Here is a 25,742-nt window from a genome sequence, read left to right as displayed (position 1 = left end):
CGTCATGCGCCTGAAGCCTGGGCGCCCTGACCTCAGGGCCTACGCGAAGTACTTCGACCTGCCCCGCGCCACGCCGGCGTCGCCGGTGACGGTGTCGTGGGCCGGCGTGACGACCCTGCTCCTCGACGACGGGAGCTCGGCGGTGATGACCGACGGATTCTTCTCTCGGCCAGGGCTGCTGACCGTCGCCGCGCGACGGTTGAGGCCGTCGCGACCACGCATCGACGCCGGGCTAGCCCGGCTGGGCGTTCACCAGCTCGACGCCGTGACGCCCGTGCACACCCATTTCGATCACGCGATGGATTCCGCCGAGGTGGCACGGCTGACCGGCGCCCGCCTCATCGGCGGTGCATCGACGGCCAACATCGGCCGTGGCCACGGCCTGGACCAGGTCGACGTCGTCGCCCCGGGCGAACCCGTCGCCGCGGGCAACTTCGACCTCACCTTGATCGAGGGCACCCACTGCCCACCCGACCGCTTCCCCGGCGAGATCACCCAGCCCGTGACTCCCCAGGCGCGGGCATCGGCATATCGGTGCGGGGAGGCCTGGTCGACGTTCGTGCGCCACCGCCCCACGGGCAGGCAGATGCTCATCGTCGGCAGCGCGGGCTTCATCCCCGGCGCGCTGAACGGGCAGCACTCCGAGGTCGTCTACCTCGGCGTCGGCCAACTCGGACTGCAACCCGAGAGGTATCTGGTCGACTACTGGACACACACCGTGCGCACAGTCGGCGCCCGCCGGGTCGTCCTCATCCACTGGGACGACTTCTTCCGCCCTCTCGGAAAACCGTTGCGCGCGTTGCCCTTCGCCGGAGACGACCTGGACGTGTCGATGCGGGTGCTTACCCGACTCGCCGCCGACGACGGGGTCGCGCTGCACATGCCCACGCTGTGGCAGCCGGCGGATCCATGGAGCTGACCCTTTCGGTCGTCTCGCTGATCGCGGTCCTCGGCTTCGCGCTGTTCCGGCCCCACCGCTGGCCAGAAGCGATGGTCGCGGTTCCCGCCGCGGGTCTCGTCATCGCGGTGGGTGCGGTCTCCTGGGAGGACGCCGCGGCCGAGGTGTCGGACCTGGCGCCCGTGGTGGGATTCCTGGCCGCCGTACTCGTCCTTGCGAGGTTGTGCGACGACGTCGGCCTCTTTCACGCTGCGGGCGCGTTGATGGCGCGGGCCACATCGGGCGGCCAGACGCGTTTGCTCGCCACGGTTTTCGCGATCGCGGCCGCTGTCACCGCGATCCTGAGCCTCGACGCGACCGTCGTCCTGCTGACCCCGGTGGTGCTGGCCACCGCTCGTGCGCTGGCCGTCCCCGCCCGTCCCCACGCCTATGCGACGGCGCACCTGGCCAACAGCGCGTCGCTGCTGCTTCCGGTGTCCAACCTGACCAACCTGCTCGCCTTCAGCGCGGCGGGACTGTCCTTCCTGCACTTCACCGCGGCGATGTCACTGCCGTTTCTGGCCGCGGTGCTCGTCGAGTTCGCGCTGCTGCGTTGGCTGTTCGCGAAGGACCTGTCCGTAGAACCGCGGGCGGTCACCCCCGAACCGCTGGAGGTCCCGCTCTTCGCCCTCGTCGTCGTCGGCCTCACGCTGATCGGGTTCGCCGTGACGTCTCTGCTGGGCTTTTCACCCGCATGGGCAGCGCTCGCAGGTGTGCTCGTTCTCGGCGCCCGCGCACTCGCCACGCGCCGCACCACCGTCACGAAGATCGTTGCCGCGCTCGACATCCCGTTTCTGGCGTTCGTGCTGTGCCTGGGCGTCGTGGTCGTCGCCGTCATGAACAACGGACTCGAAGCCGCGATGCATCGCGTCATCCCCGACGGCCAGAGCCTGCCCGCACTGCTGGGCATCGCCGCGGTCGCCGCGGTGCTGTGCAACGTCGTCAACAATTTGCCCGCGGTGCTCGTGCTGCTCCCGCTGGTGGCGCCCGCCGGCCCTGCGGCGGTGCTCGCCGTGCTCATCGGCGTGAACGTCGGCCCCAACCTAACCTATGTCGGATCGTTGGCGAACCTACTGTGGCGCAGCGTCGTTCGCCGGGACATGCGGGCAGGGTTCGGAGAGTTCAGCCGGATCGGCCTGGTGACCACTCCTGCGGTCCTGGTGGCGTCCGTCCTCGGGCTGTGGGCGTGGATCGAGCTGTTCGGGCTCTAGCCCGACGGCCGACGCTGCCGCGCGACCTCGGCCAGCACCACACCCGCCGCCACCGAAGCGTTCAGCGATTCGGTGGGACCCGCCATCGGGATCGACACGATGCGGTCGCAGTTCTCACGCACGAGTCGCGACAGACCCTTGCCCTCCGAGCCGACCACGATGACGATCGGGCCGTCGGCCTCGATCTGGTCGATCGTGGTGTCCCCGCCGGCATCGAGGCCGACGATCTGCAGGCCGGCATCCGCCCACTGCTTGAGTGTCCGGTTGAGGTTGGTGGCCCGCGCGACCCGCAGCCTCGCCGCGGCGCCCGCGCTCGTGCGCCAGGCCACCGCGCTCACCGACGCGGAACGCCGCTGCGGAATGACGACGCCGTGGCCGCCGAACGCCGCGACCGAGCGCACGATCGCACCGAGGTTGCGGGGGTCGGAGATGTTGTCGAGGGCGACCAGAAGTGGCTGTGCCGCATCCTTTTTCGCCTCGCGTAACAGGTCGTCGGGGTGCGCATAGTCGTAGGGCGGCACCTGCAGGGCCACACCCTGATGCATACCGTTGGCGGCGATGCGGTCCAGGTCGTGCCGCGGGACCTCCAGGATGGAGATCCCCTTGTCGGCCGCGATCTGCACCGACTCGGTCAGCCGCTCGTCGTTGTCGGCACCGAGGGCGACGTACAGCGCCGTCGCGGGCACACCCGCACGCAGGCATTCGACCACCGGGTTACGTCCGAGCACGATTTCGGTGTCGTCGGTCTTCTTGTGCCTGCCCTGCGCGGAACGAGCGGCCTTCGCGGCCCGCTTGCCCGCCGGATGATGAGGACGATCCTTGGCCGCCGGCGTCGCGCCCTTGCCCTCCAGGCCACGACGACGCACGCCGCCGGAACCCACCGTGGGCCCCTTCTTCGTTCCCGCCTTGCGCACCGCGCCTCGGCGCTGAGAATTGCCCGCCATCTACTTGTCCGCCCCCTCCACGAGTGACCACTGGGGACCGTCGGCGGTGTCGGTCACTTCGATACCCGCCTCTTTCAGGCGGTCGCGAATGGCGTCGGCCTCGGCCCAGTCGCGCTGCGCCCGGGCCTCGCCGCGGCGTTGCACCTCGGCGCGCACGAGGACGTCCACCGCGTTGAGCGCCGCCGATGTCTCGTCGCGCGACTCCCATCGCTCGTCGAGCGGATCGGCACCCAGGATCCCCATCATGGCGCGGATCGACATCGCGTGGGAGAGGGCGGCATCGTGGTCGCCCGCGTCGAGCGCCCTGTTGCCTTCCGCGCGTGCGGCGTGCACTTCGGCGAGCGCCATCGGAACCGCCAGGTCGTCGTCGAGGGCTGCTCCGAACTTCGGCGTCCACTCGCCGGGCACCACCGCGCCGACCCGGTTACGCACCCGGTGCAGGAAATCCTCGATGCCGCTGTACGCCTTCGCCGCATCCTGAAGTGCTGTCTCGGAGAACTCCAGCATCGACCGGTAGTGTGCACTGCCCAGGTAGTAACGCAGCTCGGCAGCCCGAACCCGTTGCAGCACAGCGGGAATGGCCAGCACGTTGCCCAGCGACTTGCTCATCTTCTCGCCACCCATGGTGACCCAGCCGTTGTGCAGCCAGAACCGGGCGAAGCCGTCACCGGCCGCCTCGGCCTGCGCGATCTCGTTCTCGTGGTGCGGGAACACCAGATCCATCCCGCCGGCGTGGATGTCGAAGTCCGCGCCGAGGTACTCCTGGCACATCGCCACGCATTCGGTGTGCCAGCCCGGACGGCCGCGGCCCCATGGCGTCGGCCATGACGGCTCACCCGGCTTGGCGCCCTTCCACAACGTGAAGTCCCGCTGGTCGCGCTTGCCCGTCGCCACGCCCTCGCCCTGGTGGACGTCGTCGATCCGATGCCCCGACAGCTTCCCGTAGTCAGGCAGCGTCGAGACGTTGAAGTACACATCCCCGTCACCGGCATAGGCGTGTCCTCGGTCGATCAGCCGCTCGATCAGCTCGACCATCTGGGTGATGTGCCCGGTGGCCCGCGGTTCGGCAGACGGCGGGAGCACCCCCAACGCGTCGTAGGCCGCGGTGAAGGCTCGCTCGTAGGTGGCGGCCCACTCCCACCAGGGCCTGCCCGCGTCGGCGGCCTTATTGAGGATCTTGTCGTCGATGTCGGTGACATTGCGGATGAACGCGACGTCGAAACCCTTGGCCGTCAGCCAGCGGCGCAGGACGTCGAACGCGACGCCGCTGCGGACGTGCCCGATGTGCGGGAGACCCTGCACCGTCGCGCCACACAGATAGATGGAGACGTGGCCGGGCCGCAGTGGCGCGAAATCGCGCACACCGCCAGACAATGTGTCATACAGCCGCATGACTGGGCGTTCGGTCACGACGGGCCAGCTTACCGGCCTTTTCGGGCTTCACCGTCATCGCTTGTCACCAGGGCCGTCGCAATCGCCGCCAGCCCCTCCCCCCGGCCGGTCAGGCCGAGTCCGTCGGTGGTGGTGGCCGCAACCGACACCGGGGCGTCCAGCAATTCGGACAGCAGCTTCTGCGCTTCGGCACGCCGCGGCCCGACCTTGGGGCGATTGCCGATGACCTGGACCGCGGCATTACCGACACGCAGCCCCTCGGCGCTGAGAAGGGTGTGGACGTGGCGGAGCATGTCCGCCCCGCTGACACCGCGCCACTGAGGCAGCCCGGTGCCGAAGACCTCGCCGATGTCGCCCATGCCCGCTGCCGACAGCAGCGCATCACAGAGGGCATGGGCGGCGACGTCGCCGTCCGAGTGGCCCGCGCAGCCATCTGCGCCGTCGAACAACAAGCACAGCAGCCAGCACGGGCGACCGGCTTCGATGGGATGGACGTCGGTACCGAGACCGACGCGGATGTTCATTACCGCCGTCAGGAGGCGGCGGCCAGAACCTCGTCGAGGATCGTCGAGGCCTTGGCGTCGTCGGTGTTCTCCGCGAGGGCGAGCTCACCGACGAGGATCTGACGGGCCTTGGCCAGCATGCGCTTCTCGCCTGCCGACAGACCGCGCTCCTGATCGCGACGCCACAGATCGCGGACGACCTCGGCGACCTTGTTCACGTCGCCGGAGGCCAGCTTCTCCAGATTCGCCTTGTACCGGCGCGACCAGTTGGTCGGCTCCTCGGTATGCGGGGCGCGGAGAACCTGGAAAACCTTGTCCAAGCCTTCCTGTCCGACGACATCGCGCACGCCCACATATTCGGCATTGTCTGCGGGAACACGAACGGTGAGATCCCCCTGCGAAACCTTCAGGACGAGGTATTCCTTCTGCTCGCCTTTGATGGTCCGGGTTTCGATCGCCTCGATCAACGCAGCACCGTGGTGTGGATAAACAACGGTGTCTCCGACCTTAAAAATCATCAGTTTCGAGCCCCTTTCACCCCTCGATGTTAACACGGCCCGCAATTGGGGGCGGAACAACAATGCAGGTCAGGGGCACAGTCGGCGAACACTAGGGGTTGACACGCCAGCGAATCCGTGCTTCGCGGGAGGTGATCGCGCGGCTGCTTCCTCCGCCGTTTCGCCCGGTGTCACCCTCGGCTACCGCGGGCTTTCCGCACCTACTACTCTGCATAGTCGAACCGCCGGGACCGACTGGACCCGGCATGCCACGCCGCCCCGTCGGCCGAGCAGGAGGTCCCCAGTGAACCCCTTCAAACGGCGCTCCTCGGCCGCTCGGGCCCATAGCGCCATGGCAGCGTGCGGACTGGCCGTCTCGCTGGTGCTGAGCGGGTGTGGCGCAGGCCAGGTCTCGCAGACCGCGACCCAGGAGCCGGCCGTCAACGGCACGAGCGGCAAAGCCGGTCCCATCGCCTTGCGCAATGTCCACATCCGCGCCGCGCAGACCACCGACTACGTCGAGCCGGGCTCCGAAGCCGAGCTGATCTTCGTCGCGGCGAACAGCTCCGCCGACAATCCCGACAAGCTGGTGTCGATCACCTCCGACATCGGGTCCGTGACGCTGACCGGCGGCGGCGACGTTCCGGTCAACGGAGTCCTTGTCGTCGGCGCCCCCGACGGTCAGGTCGCCGCACTGGAGTCCGTCGAGCCGGCCGACGCCGCCGAGGCCACCATCAGGCTGAGCAAGCCGATCTCCAACGGACTCACCTACGACTTCACCTTCACGTTCGAGAAGGCCGGTGAGACCACCGTCGCGGTGCCGATCTCTGCGGGAGAGACCCCGCGCCGTGACGGCCCTGTCGGCGGCGGCAGTTCCGAGGGTTCGGGCGGCTCTTCCGGGCACGGCGGCGGGCACTAGGCGACACGGCCGCCGACCGCCGTAATTCTGTCGGTGCGTGCGGCTACCGTCAGCGCGTGGCCCGGACAAATTCGAAAGTACGTTCGCAATACCGTTGCTCCGAATGCCATCACGTCACGCCGAAGTGGGTTGGCCGCTGCCCTGACTGTGGCACCTGGGGGACTGTCGACGAAGTCGCTCTGGCCGCCGTCGGCGGGTCTGCGACCCGGCGGGCCGTCGCGCCTGCGTCCCCCGCCGTGCCGATCAGTTCGATAGACCCGGGAACCACCCGCCACTTCCACACCGGAATCAGCGAGCTGGACCGCGTCCTCGGTGGCGGCCTGGTTCCGGGCTCGGTCACGCTGCTCGCCGGTGATCCGGGTGTCGGCAAGTCGACGCTGCTCCTCGAGGTCGCGCACCGGTGGGCGTCCACCGGCCGCCGCGCGCTGTACCTGTCCGGGGAGGAGTCCGCGGGTCAGATCCGGCTGCGTGCCGAACGCACCGGATGCACCCACGACGAGGTGTATCTGGCCGCCGAATCCGACCTGCAGACCGCCCTCGGCCACATCGACGCGGTCCAGCCCAGCCTCGTGGTGGTCGACTCGGTCCAGACCATGTCGACCACCGAAGCCGACGGGGTGACCGGCGGCGTCACCCAGGTGCGCGCGGTCACCACCGCGCTGACGATGACGGCCAAGACGACCGGTGTCGCGATGCTGCTCGTCGGTCACGTGACCAAGGACGGCGCGATTGCGGGGCCGCGCTCGCTGGAGCACCTCGTCGACGTCGTGCTGCACTTCGAGGGTGACCGGGCATCGGCCCTGCGCATGGTGCGCGGCATCAAGAACCGCTTCGGCGCCGCAGACGAGGTCGGCTGTTTCCTGTTGCACGACAACGGAATCGAATGCGTGTCCGACCCGTCGGGATTGTTCCTCGACCAGCGCCCCAAGCCCGTCTCCGGCACCGCGGTGACCGTCACGCTCGACGGCAAGCGCCCGATGATCGGCGAGGTGCAAGCCCTGATCGGTTCACCCGCCAGCGGCAGCCCGCGCCGTGCGGTCAGCGGGATCGACTCCTCGCGGGCCGCGATGATCACCGCCGTGCTGGAGAAGCGGGCCAGGCTGCCGGTCGGCGCGAACGACATCTACCTGTCGACGGTCGGCGGTATGCGGCTGACCGATTCGTCGTCGGATCTCGCCGTCGCTCTGGCGATCGCGTCGGCGTTCACCGACCTGGCGCTGCCCACGACGGCGATCGCGATCGGCGAGGTCGGGCTCGCCGGTGACCTGCGACGGGTCACCGGGATGGACAAGCGGCTCTCCGAGGCCGCGCGGCTCGGGTTCACCTACGCCGTCGTGCCCTCCGGCGTGTCCGCTGCGCCACGGGGGCTGCGGGTGCTGCCTGCCGACAACATCACCTCGGCATTGCAGGTACTGCGGCAGATCAGCCAGAATGACGCGAGCCAGGCACGGTGAGGATTGTGGGGTGGCCGTGAAGTCGTCAGCAGGCAGGGCCGGGCGCACGGTCGTGCCGATGACCCGCCCCACCCTGCGGGAGACCATCGCGCGGCTCGCTCCGGGGACGCCGCTGCGCGACGGCCTCGAGCGGATCCTGCGCGGCCGTACCGGTGCGCTGATCCTCATCGGCTATGACGACAGCGTCGAGACCATCTGCGATGGCGGGTTCTCGCTCGACGTCCGCTACGCACCCACCCGGCTGCGTGAGCTGTCCAAGATGGACGGCGCGGTCGTGCTCTCCACCGACGGCAGCCGGATCCTGCGTGCCAACGTCCAGCTCGTACCCGACCCGTCGATACCGACCGAGGAGTCCGGCACCCGGCACCGCTCGGCCGAGAGAACGGCGATCCAGACCGGCTATCCGGTGATCTCGGTCAGCCACTCGATGAGCATCGTGACGGTGTACGTCGCCGGCGAGCGCCACGTCATCCCCGACTCCGCGGCGATCCTGTCGCGGGCCAACCAGACCATCGACACGTTGGAGCGCTACAAGACGCGCCTCGACGAAGTCAGCAGGCAACTCTCGACGGCCGAGATCGAAGACTTCGTGACGCTGCGCGACGTGATGACCGTCGTCCAGCGCCTCGAGATGGTGCGGCGCATCAGCCTCGAAATCGATTCCGACGTCGTGGAACTCGGCACCGACGGGCGACAGCTGAAACTTCAGCTCGACGAGCTCGTCGGCGACAACGAGACGGATCGCGAGCTGATCGTGCGGGACTACCACGCCAATCCCGACCCGCCGCTGGCGGCGCAGGTGACGGCGACGCTTGAGGAACTCGACAGCCTCTCCGACAACGAACTGCTCGACTTCACAACGCTGGCAAGGGTTTTCGGCTACCCGTCGACGGCGGAGGCGCAGGACTCGGCGATGAGTTCGCGCGGCTACCGCGCGATGTCCGGCATCCCGCGGCTGCAGTTCGCCCACGTCGATCTGCTAGTCCGCAATTTCGGGTCACTGCAGGGCCTGCTCGCCGCCAGTGCCAGCGACCTTCAATCGGTCGAAGGCATCGGTTCGATGTGGGCGCGCCACATCAGGGAAGGCCTGTCACAGCTGGCCGAGTCGACGATCGCCGACCGGCTCGCCTGACTATCCGACGGGTGCGGGCACCGGAGCAGGCACCGGACCGGGCGGCGGAGCCTGGGCGGGCTGGGCCAGGATGAACGGCACCGGCGCCGATCTGAGGTTCCCGAGCTGGACGACCAGGTTGTAGGTGCCCGGCCCGATCGGCTGCCGCGGCAACGGGCAGTTCGCGGCGGAACCCATTCCCGTCCAGGTGACTTCGGTGGTCACCTGCTCGCCCGGCTGGAACGTCTTGATCAGCGTCTCGTTCGACGGAGCGCAGTCGAGGTTCGACCACAGCCGCTGGTTGTCCAGCGAGTACACGTAGGCGGCCAGAACCGCGGCACCGACGTCGCGCTGGCAGGCGACCAGGCCGATGTTGGTGACCACCATCGTGAACTTGGGCTGGTCGCCGACGATGAACTGCGGCTGGTTGGTGATGCCCTTGACCGCCAGTGTGGAGTCGGGGCAGTCGTCGCCCTCTTTGAGGATCGGCGGCGGCACCACCGCGGCCGTCGGGGTCGGCGTCGGCGGTGGTGCCTGCTGTGCCGGCGGCTGGATCGGGGACTTGATCTCGGGGTTCTCGCCGGGCAGCGGCGTCGGCGCAGCGGCCTGACCGCTCTCCGCTGCCGACTCGCTGGCGGTCGGCGCCTCGTTGCTCCTGGTGTTCACCACGACCACCGCGACCACGGCGGCCACGATCCCGATGACCAGCGCTGCGATACCGAGCGCGAGCGCCCTGCGTCGCCAGTAGATTTGCCTGGGCAGCGGCCCATGCGGTTCCAGATCCAGCACAACATCACGGTAAGGGCACGTCACGCCGCCCTGTTCGATGTTGCTCGGCGTGTCGCCTAGCTTTCGCCGATGTCACCGATATGGTCGCGCAGCACCACCTGTCCATCCGACAGGTGATAGGTCAGCCCGGCGATCGCGAGCCGGTTCGCGGCCACCGCGTCGGCAACCGCGGTCGACCGCTCGAGGAGCTGCTTGCCGGTCTCCGTCACGTGCCTGGCTTCGAACTCGTCGACCCGCGACAGTCCTTCGCGGCGACCCGCGAGGATCGACGGCGTCACACGCTCCACCACGTCGCGGATGTAGCCACCCGGGACATCACCGGTGTCGATGGCCGCCAATGTTGCGCCTACGGCGCCGCAACTGTCGTGGCCGAGCACGACGATCAACGGCACGTTGAGCACGTTCACCGCGTACTCGATGGAACCGAGCACGGCGCCGTCGATCACATGACCCGCGGTACGGATCACGAACATGTCCCCCAGGCCCTGATCGAAGATGATCTCCGCGGCGACCCGGCTGTCGGAGCACCCGAACACGATCGCGGTCGGCTTCTGCGCCGCGGCGAGGCTCGCGCGATGCTCCGCACTTTGGTCGGGGTGCTCGACCTTCCCGGAGACAAAGCGGTCGTTACCCTCTTTGAGTGCTTTCCAGGCGGTCAACGGACTCGTGTTCGGCATGGCCGTCATTCTGCCCCAGGCGGTCTCGATGATCGATGCCAAGTCGTTGATTGACTGGTACGGACGCGCCCAGCGCGATCTGCCGTGGCGCCGCCCAGGCGTCTCTGCGTGGCAGGTCCTGGTCAGCGAATTCATGTTGCAGCAGACTCCCGTCGCACGCGTCGAGCCGATCTGGCTCGCATGGATCGCGCGGTGGCCCACCCCGTCCGCGACCGCGGCCGCCGGCGCCGCCGACGTGCTGCGGGCCTGGGGCAAGCTCGGCTACCCGCGCCGGGCCAAGAGGCTGCACGAGTGCGCCACCGTGATCGCCACCGAACACGGTGACGTGGTGCCCGATGACGTCGACACGCTGCTGGCCCTTCCCGGCATCGGCGTCTACACCGCGCGTGCCGTGGCCTGCTTCGCCTACGGCCAGCGGGTTCCGGTGGTCGACACGAATGTGCGCCGGGTGGTCGCCCGGGCCGTGCACGGGCTGGCCGACGCAGGGTCGCCGTCGTCGCGTGATCTCGCCGACGTCGAGGCGTTGCTGCCGGACGACGAGACGGCGCCCGTGTTCTCGGTGGCGTTGATGGAGCTGGGCGCGACGGTGTGCACGGCCCGCAGCCCACGGTGCGGAGTGTGCCCGTTGGCACACTGCGAGTGGCGGGCGAGAGGGTTCCCGGCGGGAACCGCGCCGGCCAAGCGAGTGCAGAAGTACGCGGGCACCGATCGTCAGGTTCGCGGCCGGCTGCTGGATGTGTTGCGGGGTAGGGATTCTCCGGTCACCCGCGCCGAACTGGACGTGGCGTGGACCACCGACACCGCGCAGCGCGACAGAGCGCTCGACTCGCTTCTCGTCGACGGTCTGGTCGAGCAGACCGCCGACGGCCGGTTCGCCCTGTGCGGCGAAGGCGACTGAGCCCTCAGGCGGTGACGGCGACTTCGGGTTCGGCGGCGTTGAAGCGCCTGCGGTAGTCCGACGGCGTCACACCGATGATCCGGCGGAAGTGGTGGCGCAGCAGCGTCGCGGTTCCGAACCCCGACCGCTCGGCGATCTGGTCGATGTCCATCGTGGATTCTTCGAGCATCCGGCGCGCATAGAGCACACGCTGATCGGTGACCCACTGCATCGGCGTGCGGCCGGTCTCCTCCACGAAGCGTCGCGCGAAGGTGCGACCCGACATGTGGGCACGGCGCGCCAGCGTCGTCACGGTGTGCGGCTTGTCGAGGTTGGCCAGGATCCAGTCGAGGTGCGGCGCGAACCGCTCCGAACACTTCACCGGGATGGGCTGGTCGATGTACTGCCTCTGACCGCCGTCACGTTGCGGCGGCACCACCATGCGGCGGGCGATCTTGTTCGTGACCTCGCTGCCGAGTTCGCGGCGCACCAGATGCAGGCACGCGTCGATACCCGCGGCGGTGCCCGCGCTGGTGATCAGGTTGCCGTCGTCGACGAACAGCACGTTGCGGTCGACCTTCGCCGTCGGGAACATCTCGGCCAGCGCGTCGGCATGCATCCAGTGCGTCGTGCAGGGGCGGCCGTCCAACAGCCCCGCGGCTCCGGCGACGAACGCGCCCGAGCACACCGTCAGGATCGTCGACCCGGCCTCCGCGGCCCGGCGCACCGCATCCAGCGCCTCGGCCATGTAGCCGCCGTCCTGGCTCGAGATCGCCGGAATGGCGACCAGATCGGCGCCGATCAGGTCGTCGAGACCGTGGTCGGGCACGATCGTCGCGCCGACCGAGGTCCGCAGCGGCCGGCCCGGCTCGGGGCCACACACCTTGAAGTCGAAGTTCGGGACGCCCTCGGCGGAGCGGTCGATGCCGAAGACCTCGCAGATGACGCCGAACTCGAAGACCGCGAGGCCGTCGAGAACGAGCACCGACACCGTCTTTATCGCCATGGCAGCATCTTATCGACGCGTGTCGCTTCTGCCACTGTTGGCGGGATGTTTGTCAAGCGGAGCATTACTGCCATGAGTACCGCACTGGCCTTTCTGATCCTGATCGCACCGTTCGCCCTCGCCGCGCTGCTGGCCCGGGCCGCCCACCGCTCCGGCTCGCTGCGGCTGCACGTCGACCAGTTCCGCTGGGCCGCACCGATGGCGGGCCGCCTGTTCGAGGACCGCGACTCCCACCGGGTGCAGCACGACCTGGATGCCATCCGCACCCGATTCGAGGAGCACCCCAGTTGGCCCGCCTCAAGCGCGTCAGGCGAACGTCGTTAAGAACGTCTCGACGGCCTCCCGGTATTTCCCCGGCGCGTCGTCATGGATGAGATGTCCCGCGCCGGGCACGTGCACATACGTCGCCCGGCGCGCCACCTCCGCCATCATCGACATCTGCCCCGCCGGGGCGACCGACCCGCCGGCCTCCAGCAGCAGCGTCGGCACCGAGACCGCCCGCCACTGCTCCCAGTAGTCCCTGCGGCCCCACTCCGCGGCGATCTCGATCCACGTCGCCGGATGCCCGTGCAGCCGCCAGCCCGTCTCCGTACGGTCGAACGCCTCCAGGAAGTACTGTCCGGCCACCGGTCCGAACTCGGCGAAAACCTGCTCGGAGGTCGCGAATTCGACGGGCAGCGCGTGCACCCACGGCTCCCACGGTCCCGTCGTCCTGCCGCGGAAATCCGGGGCCATGTCCTCGACCACCACGGCGTCGACGAGGTCGGGGCGTTCGGCGGCCAGACACCAGGAGTGCAGCGCGCCCATCGAGTGGCCGACCAGCACCGCGCGCTCGCCCTGTACCCCGACGGCTTCTTCGACAGCCGTGCCGAGGTCGGCGACGAACCGCTCGGTGGAGATCGGGTACGGGTCCGGCACGTCCCGTCCGCGGTGCCACGGAGCGTCGTAGGTGTAGACGCGGCCGTGCTCCATCAGCCACGGCAGCTGGCGCGGCCACGTGCTGCCGCGGCCCATCAAGCCGTGTACCAGCACCAGCGGCCGGCCCTTGCCGCCCCGGCACGTCAGCAGATCCATTGGGTCATCATGCCGACCCCGCGCGGTAGCCTGATGCCCATGTCCGACAAGAGCCCTGTGGTGAAGATCAACGCCATCGAGGTACCGCCCGACGCCGGCCCGGAGCTGGAGAAGCGGTTCGCACACCGCGCGCACGCTGTCGACAACCAGCCCGGTTTCCTCGGGTTCCAGCTTCTGCGTCCCATCAAAGGTGAGACCCGGTACTTCGTCGTGACCCAGTGGGAGTCCGAAGAGGCGTTCCAGGCGTGGGCATCCGGCCCCGCCATCGAGGCCCACGCCGGGGAACGCAAGAACCCGGTTTCCACGGGTGCGTCGCTACTCGAGTTCGAGGTCGTTCTTGACGTCGCAGGGACCGACTCCGGGGCGTGAGGCGGGCCGGGCCCGGCGCCGAGCGATCACCTGTGCGGTCGCGCTCGTGTCTGTCGTGGCCCTGGCCTGCGGATGTGCCGCCACCCGTCCGGCCCCTGCCGACGCGGCGTACGGCGCGCCGATCCAGATCAACACCCCGCAGGGTCTGCGGGCCAAACAGACCATGGACATGCTCAACAGCGACTGGCCCATCGGCGAGGCCAACGTCAGGACCATGGCCGTTCCCGACCTCGTCGAGCACGTCGGGGTGACGCTGGACAGGATCTGGTGGGACCGCCCGTTCACGGTCACCGACGTCGAGGTCGGCGCGGGGCACGTCACGATGGATGTGGTCACCTCCTACGGCGTCGCGCAGACCATCCGGTTGCGCACCGACGAGGCAGGCATGATCGACCGGTTCACCGTCGACCTCGTGAAACCGGAGATCGACGCCTGGTCCGACATCGACGAACAGCTGACGTCGTCGGGTGCGCGGTACTCCTACCAGGTGGCCAAGGTCACCGACGGCCGGTGCGAGAAGGTCGCCGGATCCAATACCGATCTGTCGCTGCCACTGGCGTCGATCTTCAAGCTCTACGTGCTGCTCGCAGTCGCCGACGCGGTGAAGGCCGACACGTTGAAGTGGTCCGACACCCTGACGATCACCGAGGAAGCCAAGGCGGTCGGCTCGTCGGGGTTCGACGGATTGGAACCCGGCGCGACCGTGACGGTGCGCGACGCCGCACAGCAGATGATCTCGGCCAGCGACAACATGGCCACCGACCTGCTGATCGGCCGCCTCGGGCCGGGCGCCATCGAGCGCGCGCTGGTCGCCGCCGGCCACCACGACCCCGCGAGCATGACGCCGTTCCCGACGATGCACGAGCTGTTCTCGGTCGGCTGGGGCACCCCCGACCTGCGCCAGCAGTGGAAGACGGGCTCTCCGGCGGTGCGGGCACAGCTGCTGCAGCAGACCAAATCGCGCCCCTACGAACCGGATCCGAAGCGCACGCACATGCCCGCGTCGGAGTACGGCGCCGAGTGGTACGGCAGCGCAGCCGACATCTGCCGGCTGCACGCTGCGCTGCAGAAGGGCGCCGTGGGTGAGGCCGCACCGGTCAGGGACATCCTGTCGTTCCTGCCCGGTATCGACCTCGACCGCACCGAATGGCCCTACATCGGCGCGAAGGCAGGCAACCTGCCCGGCGACATGACGTTCAGCTGGTATGCCGTCGACAAATCCGGTCAGCCCTGGGTGGTGAGCCTGCAGGCGAACTGGCCGGAGTTCCGCAGCCAGACGGCGGCGGCCTGGCTGATGTCGATCGCCAGGCAGACGTTCGACCTGATCCCTACGGGCTAGACCGGAGGGTCCACGCGTGCCCTCGAAAGTGCATCATCGTGCGGCTCACCGGAGCTATGTCGATGCGCCAGAACGACTTCGGCGGCGCATCCAACGCGACCAGGACCGCCGCGCGTATGACCGCAGGGTGCGTGACGGCGACGACGCGGGAGCGTTCTGTGCGCCCGGCGGTCAGTGAGTCCATCCACCTGCTGACGCGCGCGATGAGATCGACGACGGACTCGCCGCCGTGGGGCGCCCGGGCCGGGTCGGTCAGCCAGATGGTCATGTCCGCGGGCGGCACCCTGCCCAGGAAGTCTCCGCGCCATCGGCCACAGTCGAGGTCGGCCAGCCCCGCCTCGATGGTCGGGGTCAGGCCGAGCAGCTCCGCCGTCTGCTGAGTACGCGACTCGGGCCCGCAGGCGGCATGTTCGGCGGCCTCGACATCGACGGCCTGGATCTGCCTGCGGCCAAGATCGTTGACCGGCTCGTCGGTGGGAAATCGTCCGGCTGCCATCGCATCGGTCATGGCATGCGACACGAGGGTCAGCCGGACGACCTCACTCACCGAGACTCACGCTGAGACGGTTTCCTTCTTCTCGCCCAGCAGACGCGACACCAGTGCGGCGAACACCAGGCCGATGGTGGCGTAGATGACCACCTGCGTGCCGAACGAGTACAGGCGGAAGTCGTAGAGCAGGTCCGCCGGGAAGCCCTCGTAGACGATGACACCTGCGTCGTCGACCAGCGGCCCGGGGGTCTCGTTGATCGTCGGCAGGACCAGCATCACGACCGCGATCGCGACGAGATACACCCCGCCCGCGGCCAGCGTCGCATTCCACGCTCCCAGCTTGGGCACCCACCGCCTCCCCAGGACGACCGCGCCGACCAGGATCGCCACCGACAGCACGACCACTGCGAGATAGAGCAGCGTGCGCTGACGGATCGTCTCGTCCAGGCTCAGCGCGGGCGGGCTCGCCGGATACTTCAGCGCGGGCACGATGTAGAGGCTCAGCAGCATGCCGCCCGCGACGTACAGCGATGTCAGGCGAGCCGAGATGGTGCCGACCCGGCCGTAGGTGACCGCGAACGCGACGGCGAACAGCGCGCCGATGGCCAGGCTGAACAGCAGCACGCCGAGGCCCATGCCGATGTTCATCTGCACGGCGCGGGTGAAACCACCCCCGTCGCCGTGGCTGTGTCCGCCTTCGCCTGCGGCCGCCTCGAGCGCCTCGTGGGCCGCACCGATGCCGTCCTCATAGCCGATGGCGAGTTCGATCTGGGGTTCGACGAAGATCCTCGCGAAGATGAATGCGAGGACGCCTGCAGCGGCGCCGGCCAGCAGGCCGCGCCAGATGATCTGCTTCTCCATGTTCTGTTATCCCTGTCTGCCGGTAGCTCAGTGGCAGGGGAAGCCGAGAAGGTGGCGGGCGTCGTGCACGAACTCGTGGATGTAGGTGTTGCTGCCGAAGACCGACGTCGCACCCTGATCCATGCCGATGAAGTAGAGCACCGCGAGCGCGAAGAACGTGGTCAACGAAAGCCACAGGGCGGCCTTGGTTCCCGAGAAGTCGATAGCACCTGCACGTGTCTTGCTCGACTCAGGAGAAGTCATCAATAGTTCCTTTCCGGGATTTCGCGTCCCGACCAGAGTGACGACGGACACCGGGTCTGACTGTCTCAGTGGCGCGACCGTTCTGGAATCTCACCAGATTCCGACGCCCGTCTATTACACGAGCATCGTAAGCCCAAAAGGGCGGCCGCCACGCCCCGGTTCGGAATTGGGGTGGCGACCGCCCGTTCGGTCGTTCGGTTATTCGGCTGCGGACGCTCCCGCAGCACCGGCCTGGGCGAGGTCCGGCTCGGCGTCAGCTGCGGTGGGCTTGCGGGCGCCGGCGAACGTGAACACCGCGTCCTCGCCTTGACCCTCGCCGTCCCAGTTCTCGACGTCGACGGTGACGAGCTGCCCCGGTCCGACCTCTTCGAACAGGATCTTCTCCGACAGCTGGTCCTCGATCTCGCGCTGGATGGTGCGGCGCAGCGGCCGTGCACCCAGCACCGGATCGAATCCGCGCTTGGCCAGCAGCGCCTTCGCCTTCGGCGTCAGCTCCATGGCCATGTCCTTGGCCTTGAGCTGGTTGCCGACCCGGCCGATCATCAGGTCGACCATCTCGATGATCTCGTCCTGAGTCAGCTGGTGGAAGACGATGATGTCGTCGATGCGGTTGAGGAACTCCGGCCGGAAGTGCTTCTTCAGCTCGTCGTGAACCTTCTGCTTCATCCGCTCGTAGTTGTTCTCACCGCCGCCCTGGGTGAAGCCGAGGCCGACCGCCTTGCTGATGTCGCTCGTACCGAGGTTCGAGGTGAAGATCAGAACGGTGTTCTTGAAGTCGACCGTGCGGCCCTGACCGTCGGTCAGGCGGCCGTCTTCGAGGACCTGCAGGAGGCTGTTGTAGATCTCCTGGTGGGCCTTCTCGATCTCGTCGAACAGCACGACCGAGAACGGCTTGCGGCGCACCTTCTCGGTGAGCTGGCCGCCCTCTTCGTATCCGACGTATCCCGGAGGGGCGCCGAAGAGCCGCGACGCGGTGAAGCGGTCGTGGAACTCACCCATGTCGATCTGGATGAGCGCGTCGTCGTCGCCGAACAGGAAGTTCGCCAGCGCCTTGGACAGCTCGGTCTTACCGACGCCGGACGGGCCGGCGAAGATGAACGAGCCGGACGGGCGCTTGGGGTCCTTCAGGCCGGCGCGAGTACGGCGGATCGCCTTCGAGACGGCCTTGACGGCGTCCTCCTGGCCGATGATCCGCTTGTGCAGCTCCTCTTCCATCCGGAGCAGACGGGTGGTCTCCTCCTCGGTGAGCTTGAACACGGGGATGCCGGTCCAGTTACCGAGCACCTCCGCGATCTGCTCGTCATCGACCTCGGCCACGACATCGAGATCACCTGAGCGCCACTGCTTCTCACGCTCGGCGCGCTGCGCGACCAGCTGCTTCTCCTTGTCGCGCAGGCTCGCGGCCTTCTCGAAGTCCTGCGCGTCGATCGCGGACTCCTTCTCCCGGCGCGCATCGGCGATCTTCTCGTCGAACTCGCGCAGGTCCGGCGGTGCGGTCATCCGGCGGATGCGCATCCGCGCGCCCGCCTCATCAATGAGGTCGATCGCCTTGTCGGGCAGGAACCGGTCGTTGATGTAGCGATCGGCGAGCGTGGCCGCCGCGGCGATCGCGCCGTCGGTGATCGAGACGCGGTGGTGCGCCTCGTAGCGGTCGCGCAGACCCTTGAGGATCTCGATGGTGTGCGCCACCGTCGGCTCGCCGACCTGGACCGGCTGGAACCGGCGTTCGAGCGCGGCGTCCTTCTCGATGTACTTGCGGTACTCGTCGAGGGTGGTCGCACCGATGGTCTGCAGCTCACCGCGGGCCAGCTTCGGCTTCAGGATGCTGGCGGCGTCGATCGCGCCCTCGGCGGCGCCTGCGCCGACGAGCGTGTGCAGCTCGTCGATGAACAGGATGATGTCGCCGCGGGTGTTGATCTCCTTGAGCACCTTCTTCAGACGCTCCTCGAAGTCACCGCGGTAGCGGCTGCCCGCGACCAGCGAGCCGAGGTCGAGCGTGTAGAGCTGCTTGTCCTTGAGCGTCTCCGGTACGTCGCCGTGCACGATCGCCTGCGCAAGACCCTCGACGACGGCGGTCTTGCCGACGCCGGGCTCACCGATCAGGACCGGGTTGTTCTTGGTGCGGCGGCTCAGCACCTGCATGACCCGCTCGATTTCCTTCTCGCGGCCGATGACGGGGTCGAGCTTGCCCTCCATCGCGGCGGCGGTCAGGTTGCGGCCGAACTGGTCGAGGACCAGCGAGGTCGACGGGTTGCCCGCCTCTCCGCCGCGGCCCCCGGTGCCTGCCTCGGCGGTCTCCTTGCCCTGGTAGCCGCTCAGCAGCTGGATGACCTGCTGGCGCACCCGCGTCAGTTCGGCGCCGAGCTTCACGAGCACCTGGGCGGCGACGCCCTCACCCTCGCGGATGAGCCCGAGCAGGATGTGCTCGGTGCCGATGTAGTTGTGGCCGAGCTGCAGTGCCTCGCGGAGGCTCAGTTCGAGCACCTTCTTGGCCCGCGGGGTGAAGGGGATGTGCCCGGACGGCGCCTGCTGGCCCTGCCCGATGATCTCCTCGACCTGACTGCGCACGCCCTCGAGCGAAATGCCCAGTGATTCGAGTGACTTGGCGGCTACGCCCTCACCCTCGTGAATGAGTCCCAGCAGGATGTGCTCGGTGCCGATGTAATTGTGGTTGAGCATCCGGGCTTCTTCTTGAGCCAGGACGACAACCCGACGTGCACGGTCGGTGAATCTTTCGAACATCCGTGGTTACCTGCTCTCCATCGCATAGTGGAGGTGCCTGCACTGCTGCCGTTCCGACCGGCTACGTCCAGTGCTCCAGCACCTACGCCGTCCACTCTAATGGGCGACAGCATCGGGTGCCCCGCCTGTCGCTCCTAATCGAGGTGACAACTGGAGCGACAGATGGAAACCACCCCACGCTGCTAGGAGCAACGAGGCGCAGGCGCAAATCGTTTCCCGGACCGCGGGTGAAAAGGTTCGCCGCTAGCGAACGCGAATGGTATTTCGGAAAACGCCCGTCGCGGGCGTTTCGGCGCGACTCAGGTGGCCTCGTGGAAAGCGTCGATTACGTCGGCCGGAATTCGGCCGCGAGTTGACACATTGTGACCGTTTCTGCGGGCCCATTCGCGGATTGCGGCGCTCTGCTCGCGATCGATCGCCGCGCGGCCCCGACCTGTGCCCACGGAACGACCACGCCTGCGGCCGCCGACGCGGCGACCGGCCTCGACCCATTGCTTCAAGTCATTTCGAAGCTTTGCGGCGTTCTTGGCAGAGAGGTCGATCTCATAGCTGACACCATCGAGACCGAATTCCACGGTCTCATCGGCGCTGCCTTCACCGTCGAAATCATCGACCAAGGTGACGGTAACTTTTTTCGCCATTACCTAACTGCCCTTCTCAGATACCAGATGCGCGGAATGCCCCGCATCTCCGGCACCAATGTGCCATAAATGGCCGAACCATTCAACAAGGTCCGATTCGCGGCAGTTCAGTTGCCGTGTCGACGAACAATGGGGAACAAAACAGTCTCCCTTATCGACAACCCCGTCAACGCCATCAACAACCGATCGATTCCCATTCCGGTCCCTGTGGTCGGCGGCATACCGTATTCCAGGGCCGCCAGGAAATCCTCGTCGAGCGCCATTGCCTCGTCGTCGCCCGCGGCTGCGGCGCGCGCCTGGGCCTCGAACCTTTCCCGCTGGATGATCGGGTCGATCAGCTCCGAGTAGCCGGTGGCAAGCTCGAAGTTGCGGACATAGAGGTCCCATTTCTCGGTCACCCCGTCGATGCTGCGATGCGGGCGCGTCAACGGTGTGGTCTCCACCGGGAAGTCCCGCACGAACGTCGGAGCATACAACTTGTCGCCGACTGTGAATTCCCACAGTTCTTCGATCAATTTGCCGTGCCCATAACCACGATCGCGGGGAATCTCGACCCCGAGATCATCGGCGATACGCCAAAGTCGTTCAGCGGGTGTCTGCGGCGTGATCTCCTCACCGAGCGCCTCGGACAATGACGGATACATGGAAATGGTCTGCCATTCACCGTCGAGGTCATACACGCTGCCATCAGGCAATGGCACTTGACGAGTTCCGATCGCCTCGTCGGCGACCTCTTGAATGAGTTCACGCGTCACGATGGCGGAATCGTCATACGTGCCGTAGGCCTGATAAGTCTCCAGCATTGCGAATTCCGGCGAATGCGTGGAATCGGCGCCTTCGTTGCGGAAGTTCCGATTCAGTTCGAAGACCCTGTCGAATCCGCCCACCACACAGCGCTTCAGGAACAGCTCAGGGGCGATGCGCAGATACAAATCCGCATCGAGGGCGTTGGAGTGCGTCACGAACGGCCGCGCGGCGGCCCCGCCTGCCAGCGTCTGCAACATCGGAGTCTCGACTTCGAGGAAGTCCCGACGTTCCAGGGCCGAACGCACCGCGCGAACCACGGCAACACGCTGGCGGGCGATCGTCCGGGCTTCGGGCCGCACGATGAGGTCCACATAGCGCTGGCGGACCCGTGACTCCTCGCTCATCTCCTTGTGCGCGACCGGAAGCGGGCGCAGCGCCTTGGCCGCGATCTGCCACGAGTCGGCCAGCACCGACAGTTCTCCGCGGCGCGAGCTGATCACCTCTCCGTGCACGAAGACGATGTCACCGAGATCGACGTCGGCCTTCCACGAATCCAGCGATTCCCGGCCGACCCGGTCGAGGCTGATCATCACCTGCAGCTGCGCGCCCTCGCCCTCCTGCAGCGTCGCAAAGCACAGCTTTCCCGAGTTGCGCGCGAAGATCACCCGGCCGGCGACGCCGACAAGCTGCCCGGTCGTGGTGTCGGCCGCCAGGTCCGGGTACGCGACGCGCAGCTCGGCGAGGGTGTGGGTGCGGTCGACCTTCACCGGGTAGGGGTCACGTCCCTCCGCGAGCAGCTTCTCGCGTTTGGCCTGACGGATGCGGAACTGCTCGGGGATATCGCCGAGAGAATCGTCAGGAGAATCTGGGGGCGTCACGACGTGCCAGCTTAAATGAACACGTGACCATGTCCGGCATCGCTTCGAGCGGGGGCGGCTTCGACGCTCGCAACGTGGCTGCCCTCTCCGAGGAACCACTGGACTGGGGCCACAAGGGGATTCCGCCGCCCTGGTGGGGACGCAGCGCCGCCGACATCGTCGACGAGGCGCCGAACCTCTTCGAGGCGGGCGTCACAGGGCCCGTCTGCGTCCTGCGTGAGCAGGCCCTCGCACACAACCTGGCGACGATGGGCGACTGGTGCCGCGAGCGGGGTGTCGAGCTGGCGCCGCACGGCAAGACACATATGTCGCCGCAGCTGGCCGCGCGGCAGCTGAGGGCCGGGGCGTCCGCGATCACCGTCGCGTCCGTCGCGCAGGCCGCCGTGTTCCGGGCGTTCGGGTTCCGCGAACTGGTGCTGGCCAACGAGCTGGTCGATGACGTCGGGCTGCGCTGGCTGTCGGGCGAGCTGGACCGCGATCCCGGAATGGGGTTCGTGTGCTGGGTCGATTCGGTGCGCGGCGTCGAGCTGATGACGGCAGCGCTGGCGGGCGCGCAACGCCTCATGGACGTGTGCGTCGAAGTGGGGCTGCCCGGTGGGCGGACCGGATGCCGCACGACTGCCGAGGCGGATGACGTCGCGCGGGCGGCGGCCGCGTCACCGCGGCTGCGGTTGGTCGGCGTCGCCGGATACGAAGCGGCCCTGGGGCAGTCACTCGACGACGACCTCGTCGGCGCGGTGGCCGCACACCTCGCCGACGTGCGGGCCGCCGTCGTACGACTGTCCGCGCTGTTCGAGACCGACACCGTTCTCGTCAGTGCGGGGGGCAGCACGTACTTCGACGACGTGGCCGCGGAACTGACCGGGTGGCCTGCCGACCTCTCGGTGCGGACCGTGCTGCGCAGCGGCTGCTACCTCACCCACGATCACGGCCTGTACGCGCAGACATCACCCTTGACCAGAGGAGGCGGTGACGGGTTTCTCCCGGCACTGGAGGTGCACGCGCAGGTCCTGTCGCGACCCGAAACCGATCTGGCGATCGTCGCGATGGGCCGCCGCGACGTGTCCTTCGACCAGGGTTTGCCGACCCCGCTGGCCATGGGCGCCAGTGTGGTCACCAAGCTCAACGACCAGCAAGCATACCTGCGACTCGACCGCACGGTGGAGGTCGGCGACCGGGTGCGGTTCGGAATCTCGCACCCCTGCACCACTTTTGACAAGTGGCGGGCGATCCCCGTGCTGGACGCCGACGACCGCGTCGTCGACGTCATCCGGACGTTCTTCTGACGTTCTAGACGCGGCCCTGTTTCACCTTGCCGTTCTTGCTGTCTCGATTACGCTCGAACACAAGCCGCAGTCCGTCGAGGGTCAGGTGCCGGTCGAAGTGCTCGACGGTGCGCAGATCGGCCAGCACCATCGGCGCACCGTGGCCGGTAGCCACGACGTTGACGTCGCTGCCGCCGAAACCGTCCACGTCGTCGCGGATCCGGTTCACCAGACCGTCGACCAGACCGGCGAAGCCGAACACCGCACCGGCCTGCATGCATTCGACGGTGTTCTTGCCGACGACCGACCGGGGCCGGGTCAACTCGACGCGACGCAACGCGGCCGACCGCGCGGCCGCCGCATCGGAGGACACCTGCACGCCGGGGGCGATCGCGCCGCCGAGGAACTCACCCTTGGCCGACACGACATCCACGCAGATCGACGAGCCGAAGTCGACGACGATCGCCGCCGTACCGAATTTGTGATATGCCGCAAGGCAGTTCACGATGCGATCGGCGCCGACCTCTTTGGGGTTGTCGACGAGCAGCGGGATTCCCGTTCGCACCCCGGGCTCGATCAGCACATGCGGCACCGACGGCCAGTACTGCTCCAGCATCACGCGAACCTCGTGCAGAACCGACGGCACCGTCGACAGGCCCGCAGCACCCGTCAACCGCTCCGCGTCGTCGCCGATGAGCCCGTCGATGGTGAGCGCCAGCTCGTCGGCCGTCACCTCCGACTCGGTACGAATCCGCCAGTGGTGCACCACCTTCGCGTGATCACCGGATCCCGAGATCAAGCCGACGACGGTGTGGGTGTTGCGGACGTCTATCGCGAGCAGCACGACGTCAATTCCTCCACGGCAGTTCGTGCCCCTCACCGACAGAGGCACGCGGGTGTCCGTCGATGCCCGCGCTGGCTCCGATGTCGATGGCGATGTTGTCCAACAGCCGGGTGCGGCCGAGCCTGGCGGCGATCAGCATTCGGGCCGCACCCTCCGCGGGCGCGGGGCCGAGCATGGGGTCACGGACCTCGAGGTAGTCGAGCTCGAGCGCGGGGACTTCGTCGAGGACGGCACGGGCCGCGTCGAGCGCGCCGGCGGCACCCGTCGACGCCGCATACATTCCGGCGAGCAGCGCAGCGGACAGGGCGCCCGCCTGTTCCCGCTGGACCGGGTCGAGGTAGCGGTTGCGAGACGACATCGCCAGCCCGTCCGCTTCGCGGACCGTGGGCACACCTTGGATCTGGATGTCGAGGTTCAGGTCGGACACCATCTGGCGGATCAGGGCCAGCTGCTGGTAGTCCTTCTCGCCGAAGTAGGCCCGGTCCGGGTTGACGATGTTGAAGAGTTTCAGGACGACCGTCAACATCCCGGCGAAATGCGTTGGCCGCACCGCACCTTCGAGCTCCGAGCCGATGGGCCCGGGGTGGACTGTGGTGCGCATGCCTTCGGGGTACATGTCGCCTACGGCCGGGGTGAACGCGATCTCCACGCCTTCTGCGCGGAGCAGTTCGAGGTCGTCATCGAGGGTGCGCGGGTACGCGTCGAGGTCCTCGCCCGCACCGAACTGCAACGGGTTGACGAAGATCGACGCAACCACCGCCGCGCCGGGAGTCTTTCTCGCGGCCCTGATCAGCGTCAGGTGGCCCTCGTGCAGGGCTCCCATGGTCGGCACGAGCACAATTCGACGGCCCGTCGCACGCAGGGCACGGGTGACACCGGAGACATCGCGCGGACGTTGGTAGGTGTTCAGCTGTCCGGCAACGAATTTCGGTGCATCGCGATTGATCATCACTGTCCTGCTTCCGCCAGTGCCTCGAACACGGCTTGGGGGGCGTGCGCGCGTTGCGCCGTGCGCCACGAGTTCGCCCGGTATGCCTGTGCCAGATCGGGATTGACTTCGTTCAACGCCTGCAGATGGCCTGCCACCGTTGCGGCGTCACCGCGCGCGACCGGACCGGTCAGCGCGGACTGACCGCGCTGCAGCGCGTTGTCCAGGGCGGCGCGGGCCAGCGGACCGATGATGCGTTCGGCGATGCCACCGGGGGCGTCGCCGACGGTCTCCTGACCGAGAAGCTCCTGCCCCCACAGCGCCGCGCGCAACGCGTCCACCGCGTCGAGCAGCACTGTGACGACATGGTTGCTGGAGTGCGCCAGTGCAGCGTGGTAGAGCGTGCGAGCGTCTTCGCGCACCCGGAACGGTTCGCCGCCGATCTCCAGCACCAGTGACTGGGCGATGGCGTAGCCGATCTCATCGCCCGCGGTGATGCCGAAGCAGGTGCCGCGCAGCCTGTCGACGTCCTCGTCGGTGCCCGCGAACGTCATCGCCGGATGGATGGCCAGGGTGATGCAACCCTTGTCGGCCAGCGGTGCCAGCACGTCGATGCCGTTGGCTCCCGAGGTGTGCACCACGATCGTGTTGGCCCGTACCGCGCCCGTCGCAGCCAGACCCGCCACGAGCGCAGCGAGCTCGGCGTCGGGCACGGCGAGCAACAACAGTTCGGACCTGCCCGCCACCTCGTCGACCGGCAGGATCGGGGTGTCGGGGAGCCAACGCTGGGCCCGCGCCCGCGAAGCGCTCGACACCGCGCTGCAACCCGCGACGACATGTTCGGCACGCTCCAGTGCCACCCCGAGCGCGGTGCCGACGCGGCCCGCGGAGATCACCCCGATCGTGAGACGCGCCGGACGGAGTCCGTCGTGGGGAATGTTCCCGCCGGCGGAGGGCTGCAGCATCGCAGTCGACCTCGCTGTTTCTCTGGCTTCGTTCCGGTC

The 25,742-nt window shown here is 67.9% G+C and carries 27 protein-coding genes; 10 read left to right on the top strand and 17 right to left on the bottom strand.

Going from position 1 to position 25,742, the window contains the following annotated elements; translation table 11 throughout:
- The first annotated feature begins 4 nt into the window (after positions 1-4).
- Complete coding sequence (locus ACAG24_RS03520) at positions 5-919, top strand: MBL fold metallo-hydrolase (protein ID WP_370471284.1); 915 nt, start codon at positions 5-7, stop codon at positions 917-919.
- Positions 910-2,148: an SLC13 family permease gene (locus ACAG24_RS03515; protein ID WP_370471283.1), complete on the top strand. Its 1,239-nt coding sequence runs from the start codon at positions 910-912 to the stop codon at positions 2,146-2,148. Before ACAG24_RS03520 ends, ACAG24_RS03515 begins: the two co-directional genes overlap by 10 nt.
- Here ACAG24_RS03515 and rlmB read toward each other — a convergent pair.
- From rlmB to carD, 4 genes are read right to left on the bottom strand one after another with little or no spacing between them, the layout of a single operon-like run.
- Positions 2,145-3,092, bottom strand: a complete 948-nt coding sequence (gene rlmB / locus ACAG24_RS03510) for a 23S rRNA (guanosine(2251)-2'-O)-methyltransferase RlmB (RefSeq protein ID WP_370471282.1) — start codon at positions 3,090-3,092, stop codon at positions 2,145-2,147. The genes ACAG24_RS03515 and rlmB overlap by 4 nt on opposite strands.
- Positions 3,093-4,484, bottom strand: a complete 1,392-nt coding sequence (gene cysS, locus ACAG24_RS03505; RefSeq protein WP_370471773.1) for a cysteine--tRNA ligase — start codon at positions 4,482-4,484, stop codon at positions 3,093-3,095.
- 29 nt (positions 4,485-4,513) lie between these two features.
- Positions 4,514-5,008 carry a 2-C-methyl-D-erythritol 2,4-cyclodiphosphate synthase gene (gene ispF / locus ACAG24_RS03500; protein ID WP_370471281.1) on the bottom strand — a complete coding sequence of 165 codons (495 nt, stop codon included), beginning with the start codon at positions 5,006-5,008 and terminating at the stop codon, positions 4,514-4,516.
- Between the two features lie 8 nt (positions 5,009-5,016).
- A complete protein-coding gene (carD, locus tag ACAG24_RS03495; protein ID WP_003930663.1) occupies positions 5,017-5,505 on the bottom strand; it encodes an RNA polymerase-binding transcription factor CarD in 489 nt (162 codons plus the stop codon).
- Between the two features lie 331 nt (positions 5,506-5,836).
- On the opposite strand from carD, the gene ACAG24_RS03490 reads away from it, so the two are divergent.
- Genes ACAG24_RS03490 through disA form a run of 3 tightly spaced genes read left to right on the top strand, consistent with a single transcriptional unit; the run spans position 5,837 to position 8,989 of the window.
- Complete coding sequence (locus ACAG24_RS03490; protein ID WP_370471280.1) at positions 5,837-6,403, top strand: copper chaperone PCu(A)C domain-containing protein; 567 nt, start codon at positions 5,837-5,839, stop codon at positions 6,401-6,403.
- Positions 6,404-6,459: 56 nt separating this feature from the next.
- Positions 6,460-7,857 (top strand): DNA repair protein RadA, encoded by a 1,398-nt coding sequence (gene radA, locus ACAG24_RS03485; protein WP_370471279.1) that lies wholly within the window; start codon positions 6,460-6,462, stop codon positions 7,855-7,857.
- 10 nt (positions 7,858-7,867) lie between these two features.
- Positions 7,868-8,989, top strand: a complete 1,122-nt coding sequence (disA, locus tag ACAG24_RS03480) for a DNA integrity scanning diadenylate cyclase DisA (protein ID WP_445206161.1) — start codon at positions 7,868-7,870, stop codon at positions 8,987-8,989.
- On the opposite strand, the gene ACAG24_RS03475 is transcribed toward disA, so the two are convergent.
- Positions 8,990-9,757 carry a hypothetical protein gene (locus tag ACAG24_RS03475; protein WP_370471277.1) on the bottom strand — a complete coding sequence of 256 codons (768 nt, stop codon included), beginning with the start codon at positions 9,755-9,757 and terminating at the stop codon, positions 8,990-8,992.
- A 56-nt stretch (positions 9,758-9,813) separates the two neighbouring features.
- Entirely contained in the window at positions 9,814-10,434 is a 621-nt protein-coding gene (locus ACAG24_RS03470; protein ID WP_370471276.1) for a carbonic anhydrase, read from the bottom strand.
- A gap of 28 nt (positions 10,435-10,462) precedes the next feature.
- Between ACAG24_RS03470 and ACAG24_RS03465 the strand changes: the two genes are divergently transcribed.
- Entirely contained in the window at positions 10,463-11,332 is an 870-nt protein-coding gene (locus tag ACAG24_RS03465) for an iron-sulfur binding domain-containing protein (RefSeq protein WP_445206170.1), read from the top strand.
- A 4-nt stretch (positions 11,333-11,336) separates the two neighbouring features.
- On the opposite strand, the gene ACAG24_RS03460 is transcribed toward ACAG24_RS03465, so the two are convergent.
- A complete protein-coding gene (locus ACAG24_RS03460; RefSeq protein ID WP_370471274.1) occupies positions 11,337-12,317 on the bottom strand; it encodes a GlxA family transcriptional regulator in 981 nt (326 codons plus the stop codon).
- A gap of 72 nt (positions 12,318-12,389) precedes the next feature.
- Between ACAG24_RS03460 and ACAG24_RS03455 the strand changes: the two genes are divergently transcribed.
- Positions 12,390-12,641, top strand: coding sequence for a hypothetical protein (locus ACAG24_RS03455; protein ID WP_370471273.1), 252 nt, complete (start codon positions 12,390-12,392; stop codon positions 12,639-12,641).
- Here ACAG24_RS03455 and ACAG24_RS03450 read toward each other — a convergent pair.
- Positions 12,624-13,391, bottom strand: a complete 768-nt coding sequence (locus ACAG24_RS03450; RefSeq protein ID WP_370471272.1) for an alpha/beta fold hydrolase — start codon at positions 13,389-13,391, stop codon at positions 12,624-12,626. The two genes, ACAG24_RS03455 and ACAG24_RS03450, sit on opposite strands and share 18 nt — an antisense overlap.
- 39 nt (positions 13,392-13,430) lie before the next feature.
- Here ACAG24_RS03450 and mhuD point away from each other — a divergent pair, with 39 nt between their 5' ends.
- Both mhuD and ACAG24_RS03440 read left to right on the top strand, forming a co-directional pair.
- Positions 13,431-13,760, top strand: a complete 330-nt coding sequence (mhuD, locus tag ACAG24_RS03445) for a mycobilin-forming heme oxygenase MhuD (protein ID WP_370471271.1) — start codon at positions 13,431-13,433, stop codon at positions 13,758-13,760.
- A complete protein-coding gene (locus ACAG24_RS03440; RefSeq protein ID WP_370471270.1) occupies positions 13,729-15,099 on the top strand; it encodes a serine hydrolase in 1,371 nt (456 codons plus the stop codon). The genes mhuD and ACAG24_RS03440 overlap by 32 nt, the downstream gene beginning before the upstream one ends.
- Here ACAG24_RS03440 and ACAG24_RS03435 read toward each other — a convergent pair.
- From ACAG24_RS03435 to lysS, 6 genes are all read right to left on the bottom strand, one after another.
- The gene (locus ACAG24_RS03435) at positions 15,089-15,646 is read right to left on the bottom strand and encodes a histidine phosphatase family protein (protein WP_370471269.1); all 558 of its coding nucleotides are present in this window, start codon (positions 15,644-15,646) and stop codon (positions 15,089-15,091) included. The genes ACAG24_RS03440 and ACAG24_RS03435 overlap by 11 nt on opposite strands.
- Before the next feature lie 6 nt (positions 15,647-15,652).
- The gene (locus ACAG24_RS03430) at positions 15,653-16,450 is read right to left on the bottom strand and encodes a CbtA family protein (protein ID WP_370471268.1); all 798 of its coding nucleotides are present in this window, start codon (positions 16,448-16,450) and stop codon (positions 15,653-15,655) included.
- Positions 16,451-16,477: 27 nt separating this feature from the next.
- The gene (locus tag ACAG24_RS03425) at positions 16,478-16,693 is read right to left on the bottom strand and encodes a CbtB domain-containing protein (protein ID WP_370471267.1); all 216 of its coding nucleotides are present in this window, start codon (positions 16,691-16,693) and stop codon (positions 16,478-16,480) included.
- A 198-nt stretch (positions 16,694-16,891) separates the two neighbouring features.
- Positions 16,892-19,435, bottom strand: coding sequence for an ATP-dependent protease ATP-binding subunit ClpC (clpC1, locus tag ACAG24_RS03420; protein WP_370471266.1), 2,544 nt, complete (start codon positions 19,433-19,435; stop codon positions 16,892-16,894).
- 299 nt (positions 19,436-19,734) lie between these two features.
- On the bottom strand, positions 19,735-20,076 hold the full coding sequence (gene lsr2, locus ACAG24_RS03415) for a histone-like nucleoid-structuring protein Lsr2 (RefSeq protein WP_370471265.1): 342 nt from the start codon (positions 20,074-20,076) through the stop codon (positions 19,735-19,737).
- Positions 20,077-20,183: 107 nt separating this feature from the next.
- Positions 20,184-21,701: a lysine--tRNA ligase gene (gene lysS, locus ACAG24_RS03410; RefSeq protein ID WP_370471264.1), complete on the bottom strand. Its 1,518-nt coding sequence runs from the start codon at positions 21,699-21,701 to the stop codon at positions 20,184-20,186.
- Between the two features lie 29 nt (positions 21,702-21,730).
- On the opposite strand from lysS, the gene ACAG24_RS03405 reads away from it, so the two are divergent.
- Positions 21,731-22,987: an alanine racemase gene (locus tag ACAG24_RS03405; protein ID WP_370471772.1), complete on the top strand. Its 1,257-nt coding sequence runs from the start codon at positions 21,731-21,733 to the stop codon at positions 22,985-22,987.
- Between the two features lie 4 nt (positions 22,988-22,991).
- Here the strand turns inward: ACAG24_RS03405 and ACAG24_RS03400 are convergent, their stop codons facing one another.
- Genes ACAG24_RS03400 through ACAG24_RS03390 form a run of 3 tightly spaced genes read right to left on the bottom strand, consistent with a single transcriptional unit; the run spans position 22,992 to position 25,703 of the window.
- Complete coding sequence (locus ACAG24_RS03400; RefSeq protein ID WP_370471263.1) at positions 22,992-23,810, bottom strand: type III pantothenate kinase; 819 nt, start codon at positions 23,808-23,810, stop codon at positions 22,992-22,994.
- Positions 23,811-23,814: 4 nt separating this feature from the next.
- Entirely contained in the window at positions 23,815-24,759 is a 945-nt protein-coding gene (gene panC / locus ACAG24_RS03395; protein WP_370471262.1) for a pantoate--beta-alanine ligase, read from the bottom strand.
- Entirely contained in the window at positions 24,759-25,703 is a 945-nt protein-coding gene (locus tag ACAG24_RS03390; RefSeq protein ID WP_370471261.1) for a Rossmann-like and DUF2520 domain-containing protein, read from the bottom strand. Before ACAG24_RS03390 ends, panC begins: the two co-directional genes overlap by 1 nt.
- Between the last annotated feature and the right edge of the window lie 39 nt (positions 25,704-25,742).

It is taken from the genome of Mycobacterium bulgaricum, from assembly GCF_041287165.2.
Taxonomy (GTDB): Bacteria; Actinomycetota; Actinomycetes; order Mycobacteriales; family Mycobacteriaceae; genus Mycobacterium; species Mycobacterium bulgaricum.
This window is presented reverse-complemented; position numbering and strand designations above follow the sequence as displayed.

Excerpts from the sequence above, each read along its gene's own strand:
- ACAG24_RS03520 (WP_370471284.1), top strand. The coding sequence starts at position 5 with ATGCGCCTGAAGCCTGGGCGCCCTGACCTCAGGGCCTACGCGAAGTAC.
- ACAG24_RS03515 (WP_370471283.1), top strand. The coding sequence starts at position 910 with ATGGAGCTGACCCTTTCGGTCGTCTCGCTGATCGCGGTCCTCGGCTTC.
- rlmB (WP_370471282.1), bottom strand. The coding sequence starts at position 3,092 with ATGGCGGGCAATTCTCAGCGCCGAGGCGCGGTGCGCAAGGCGGGAACG.
- cysS (WP_370471773.1), bottom strand. The coding sequence starts at position 4,484 with ATGCGGCTGTATGACACATTGTCTGGCGGTGTGCGCGATTTCGCGCCA.
- ispF (WP_370471281.1), bottom strand. The coding sequence starts at position 5,008 with ATGAACATCCGCGTCGGTCTCGGTACCGACGTCCATCCCATCGAAGCC.
- carD (WP_003930663.1), bottom strand. The coding sequence starts at position 5,505 with ATGATTTTTAAGGTCGGAGACACCGTTGTTTATCCACACCACGGTGCT.
- ACAG24_RS03490 (WP_370471280.1), top strand. The coding sequence starts at position 5,837 with ATGGCAGCGTGCGGACTGGCCGTCTCGCTGGTGCTGAGCGGGTGTGGC.
- ACAG24_RS03470 (WP_370471276.1), bottom strand. The coding sequence starts at position 10,434 with ATGCCGAACACGAGTCCGTTGACCGCCTGGAAAGCACTCAAAGAGGGT.
- ACAG24_RS03465 (WP_445206170.1), top strand. The coding sequence starts at position 10,463 with ATGATCGATGCCAAGTCGTTGATTGACTGGTACGGACGCGCCCAGCGC.
- ACAG24_RS03460 (WP_370471274.1), bottom strand. The coding sequence starts at position 12,317 with ATGGCGATAAAGACGGTGTCGGTGCTCGTTCTCGACGGCCTCGCGGTC.
- ACAG24_RS03455 (WP_370471273.1), top strand. The coding sequence starts at position 12,390 with ATGAGTACCGCACTGGCCTTTCTGATCCTGATCGCACCGTTCGCCCTC.
- ACAG24_RS03450 (WP_370471272.1), bottom strand. The coding sequence starts at position 13,391 with ATGGATCTGCTGACGTGCCGGGGCGGCAAGGGCCGGCCGCTGGTGCTG.
- mhuD (WP_370471271.1), top strand. The coding sequence starts at position 13,431 with ATGTCCGACAAGAGCCCTGTGGTGAAGATCAACGCCATCGAGGTACCG.
- ACAG24_RS03430 (WP_370471268.1), bottom strand. The coding sequence starts at position 16,450 with ATGGAGAAGCAGATCATCTGGCGCGGCCTGCTGGCCGGCGCCGCTGCA.
- ACAG24_RS03425 (WP_370471267.1), bottom strand. The coding sequence starts at position 16,693 with ATGACTTCTCCTGAGTCGAGCAAGACACGTGCAGGTGCTATCGACTTC.
- clpC1 (WP_370471266.1), bottom strand. The coding sequence starts at position 19,435 with ATGTTCGAAAGATTCACCGACCGTGCACGTCGGGTTGTCGTCCTGGCT.
- lsr2 (WP_370471265.1), bottom strand. The coding sequence starts at position 20,076 with ATGGCGAAAAAAGTTACCGTCACCTTGGTCGATGATTTCGACGGTGAA.
- ACAG24_RS03405 (WP_370471772.1), top strand. The coding sequence starts at position 21,731 with ATGTCCGGCATCGCTTCGAGCGGGGGCGGCTTCGACGCTCGCAACGTG.
- panC (WP_370471262.1), bottom strand. The coding sequence starts at position 24,759 with ATGATCAATCGCGATGCACCGAAATTCGTTGCCGGACAGCTGAACACC.
- ACAG24_RS03390 (WP_370471261.1), bottom strand. The coding sequence starts at position 25,703 with ATGCTGCAGCCCTCCGCCGGCGGGAACATTCCCCACGACGGACTCCGT.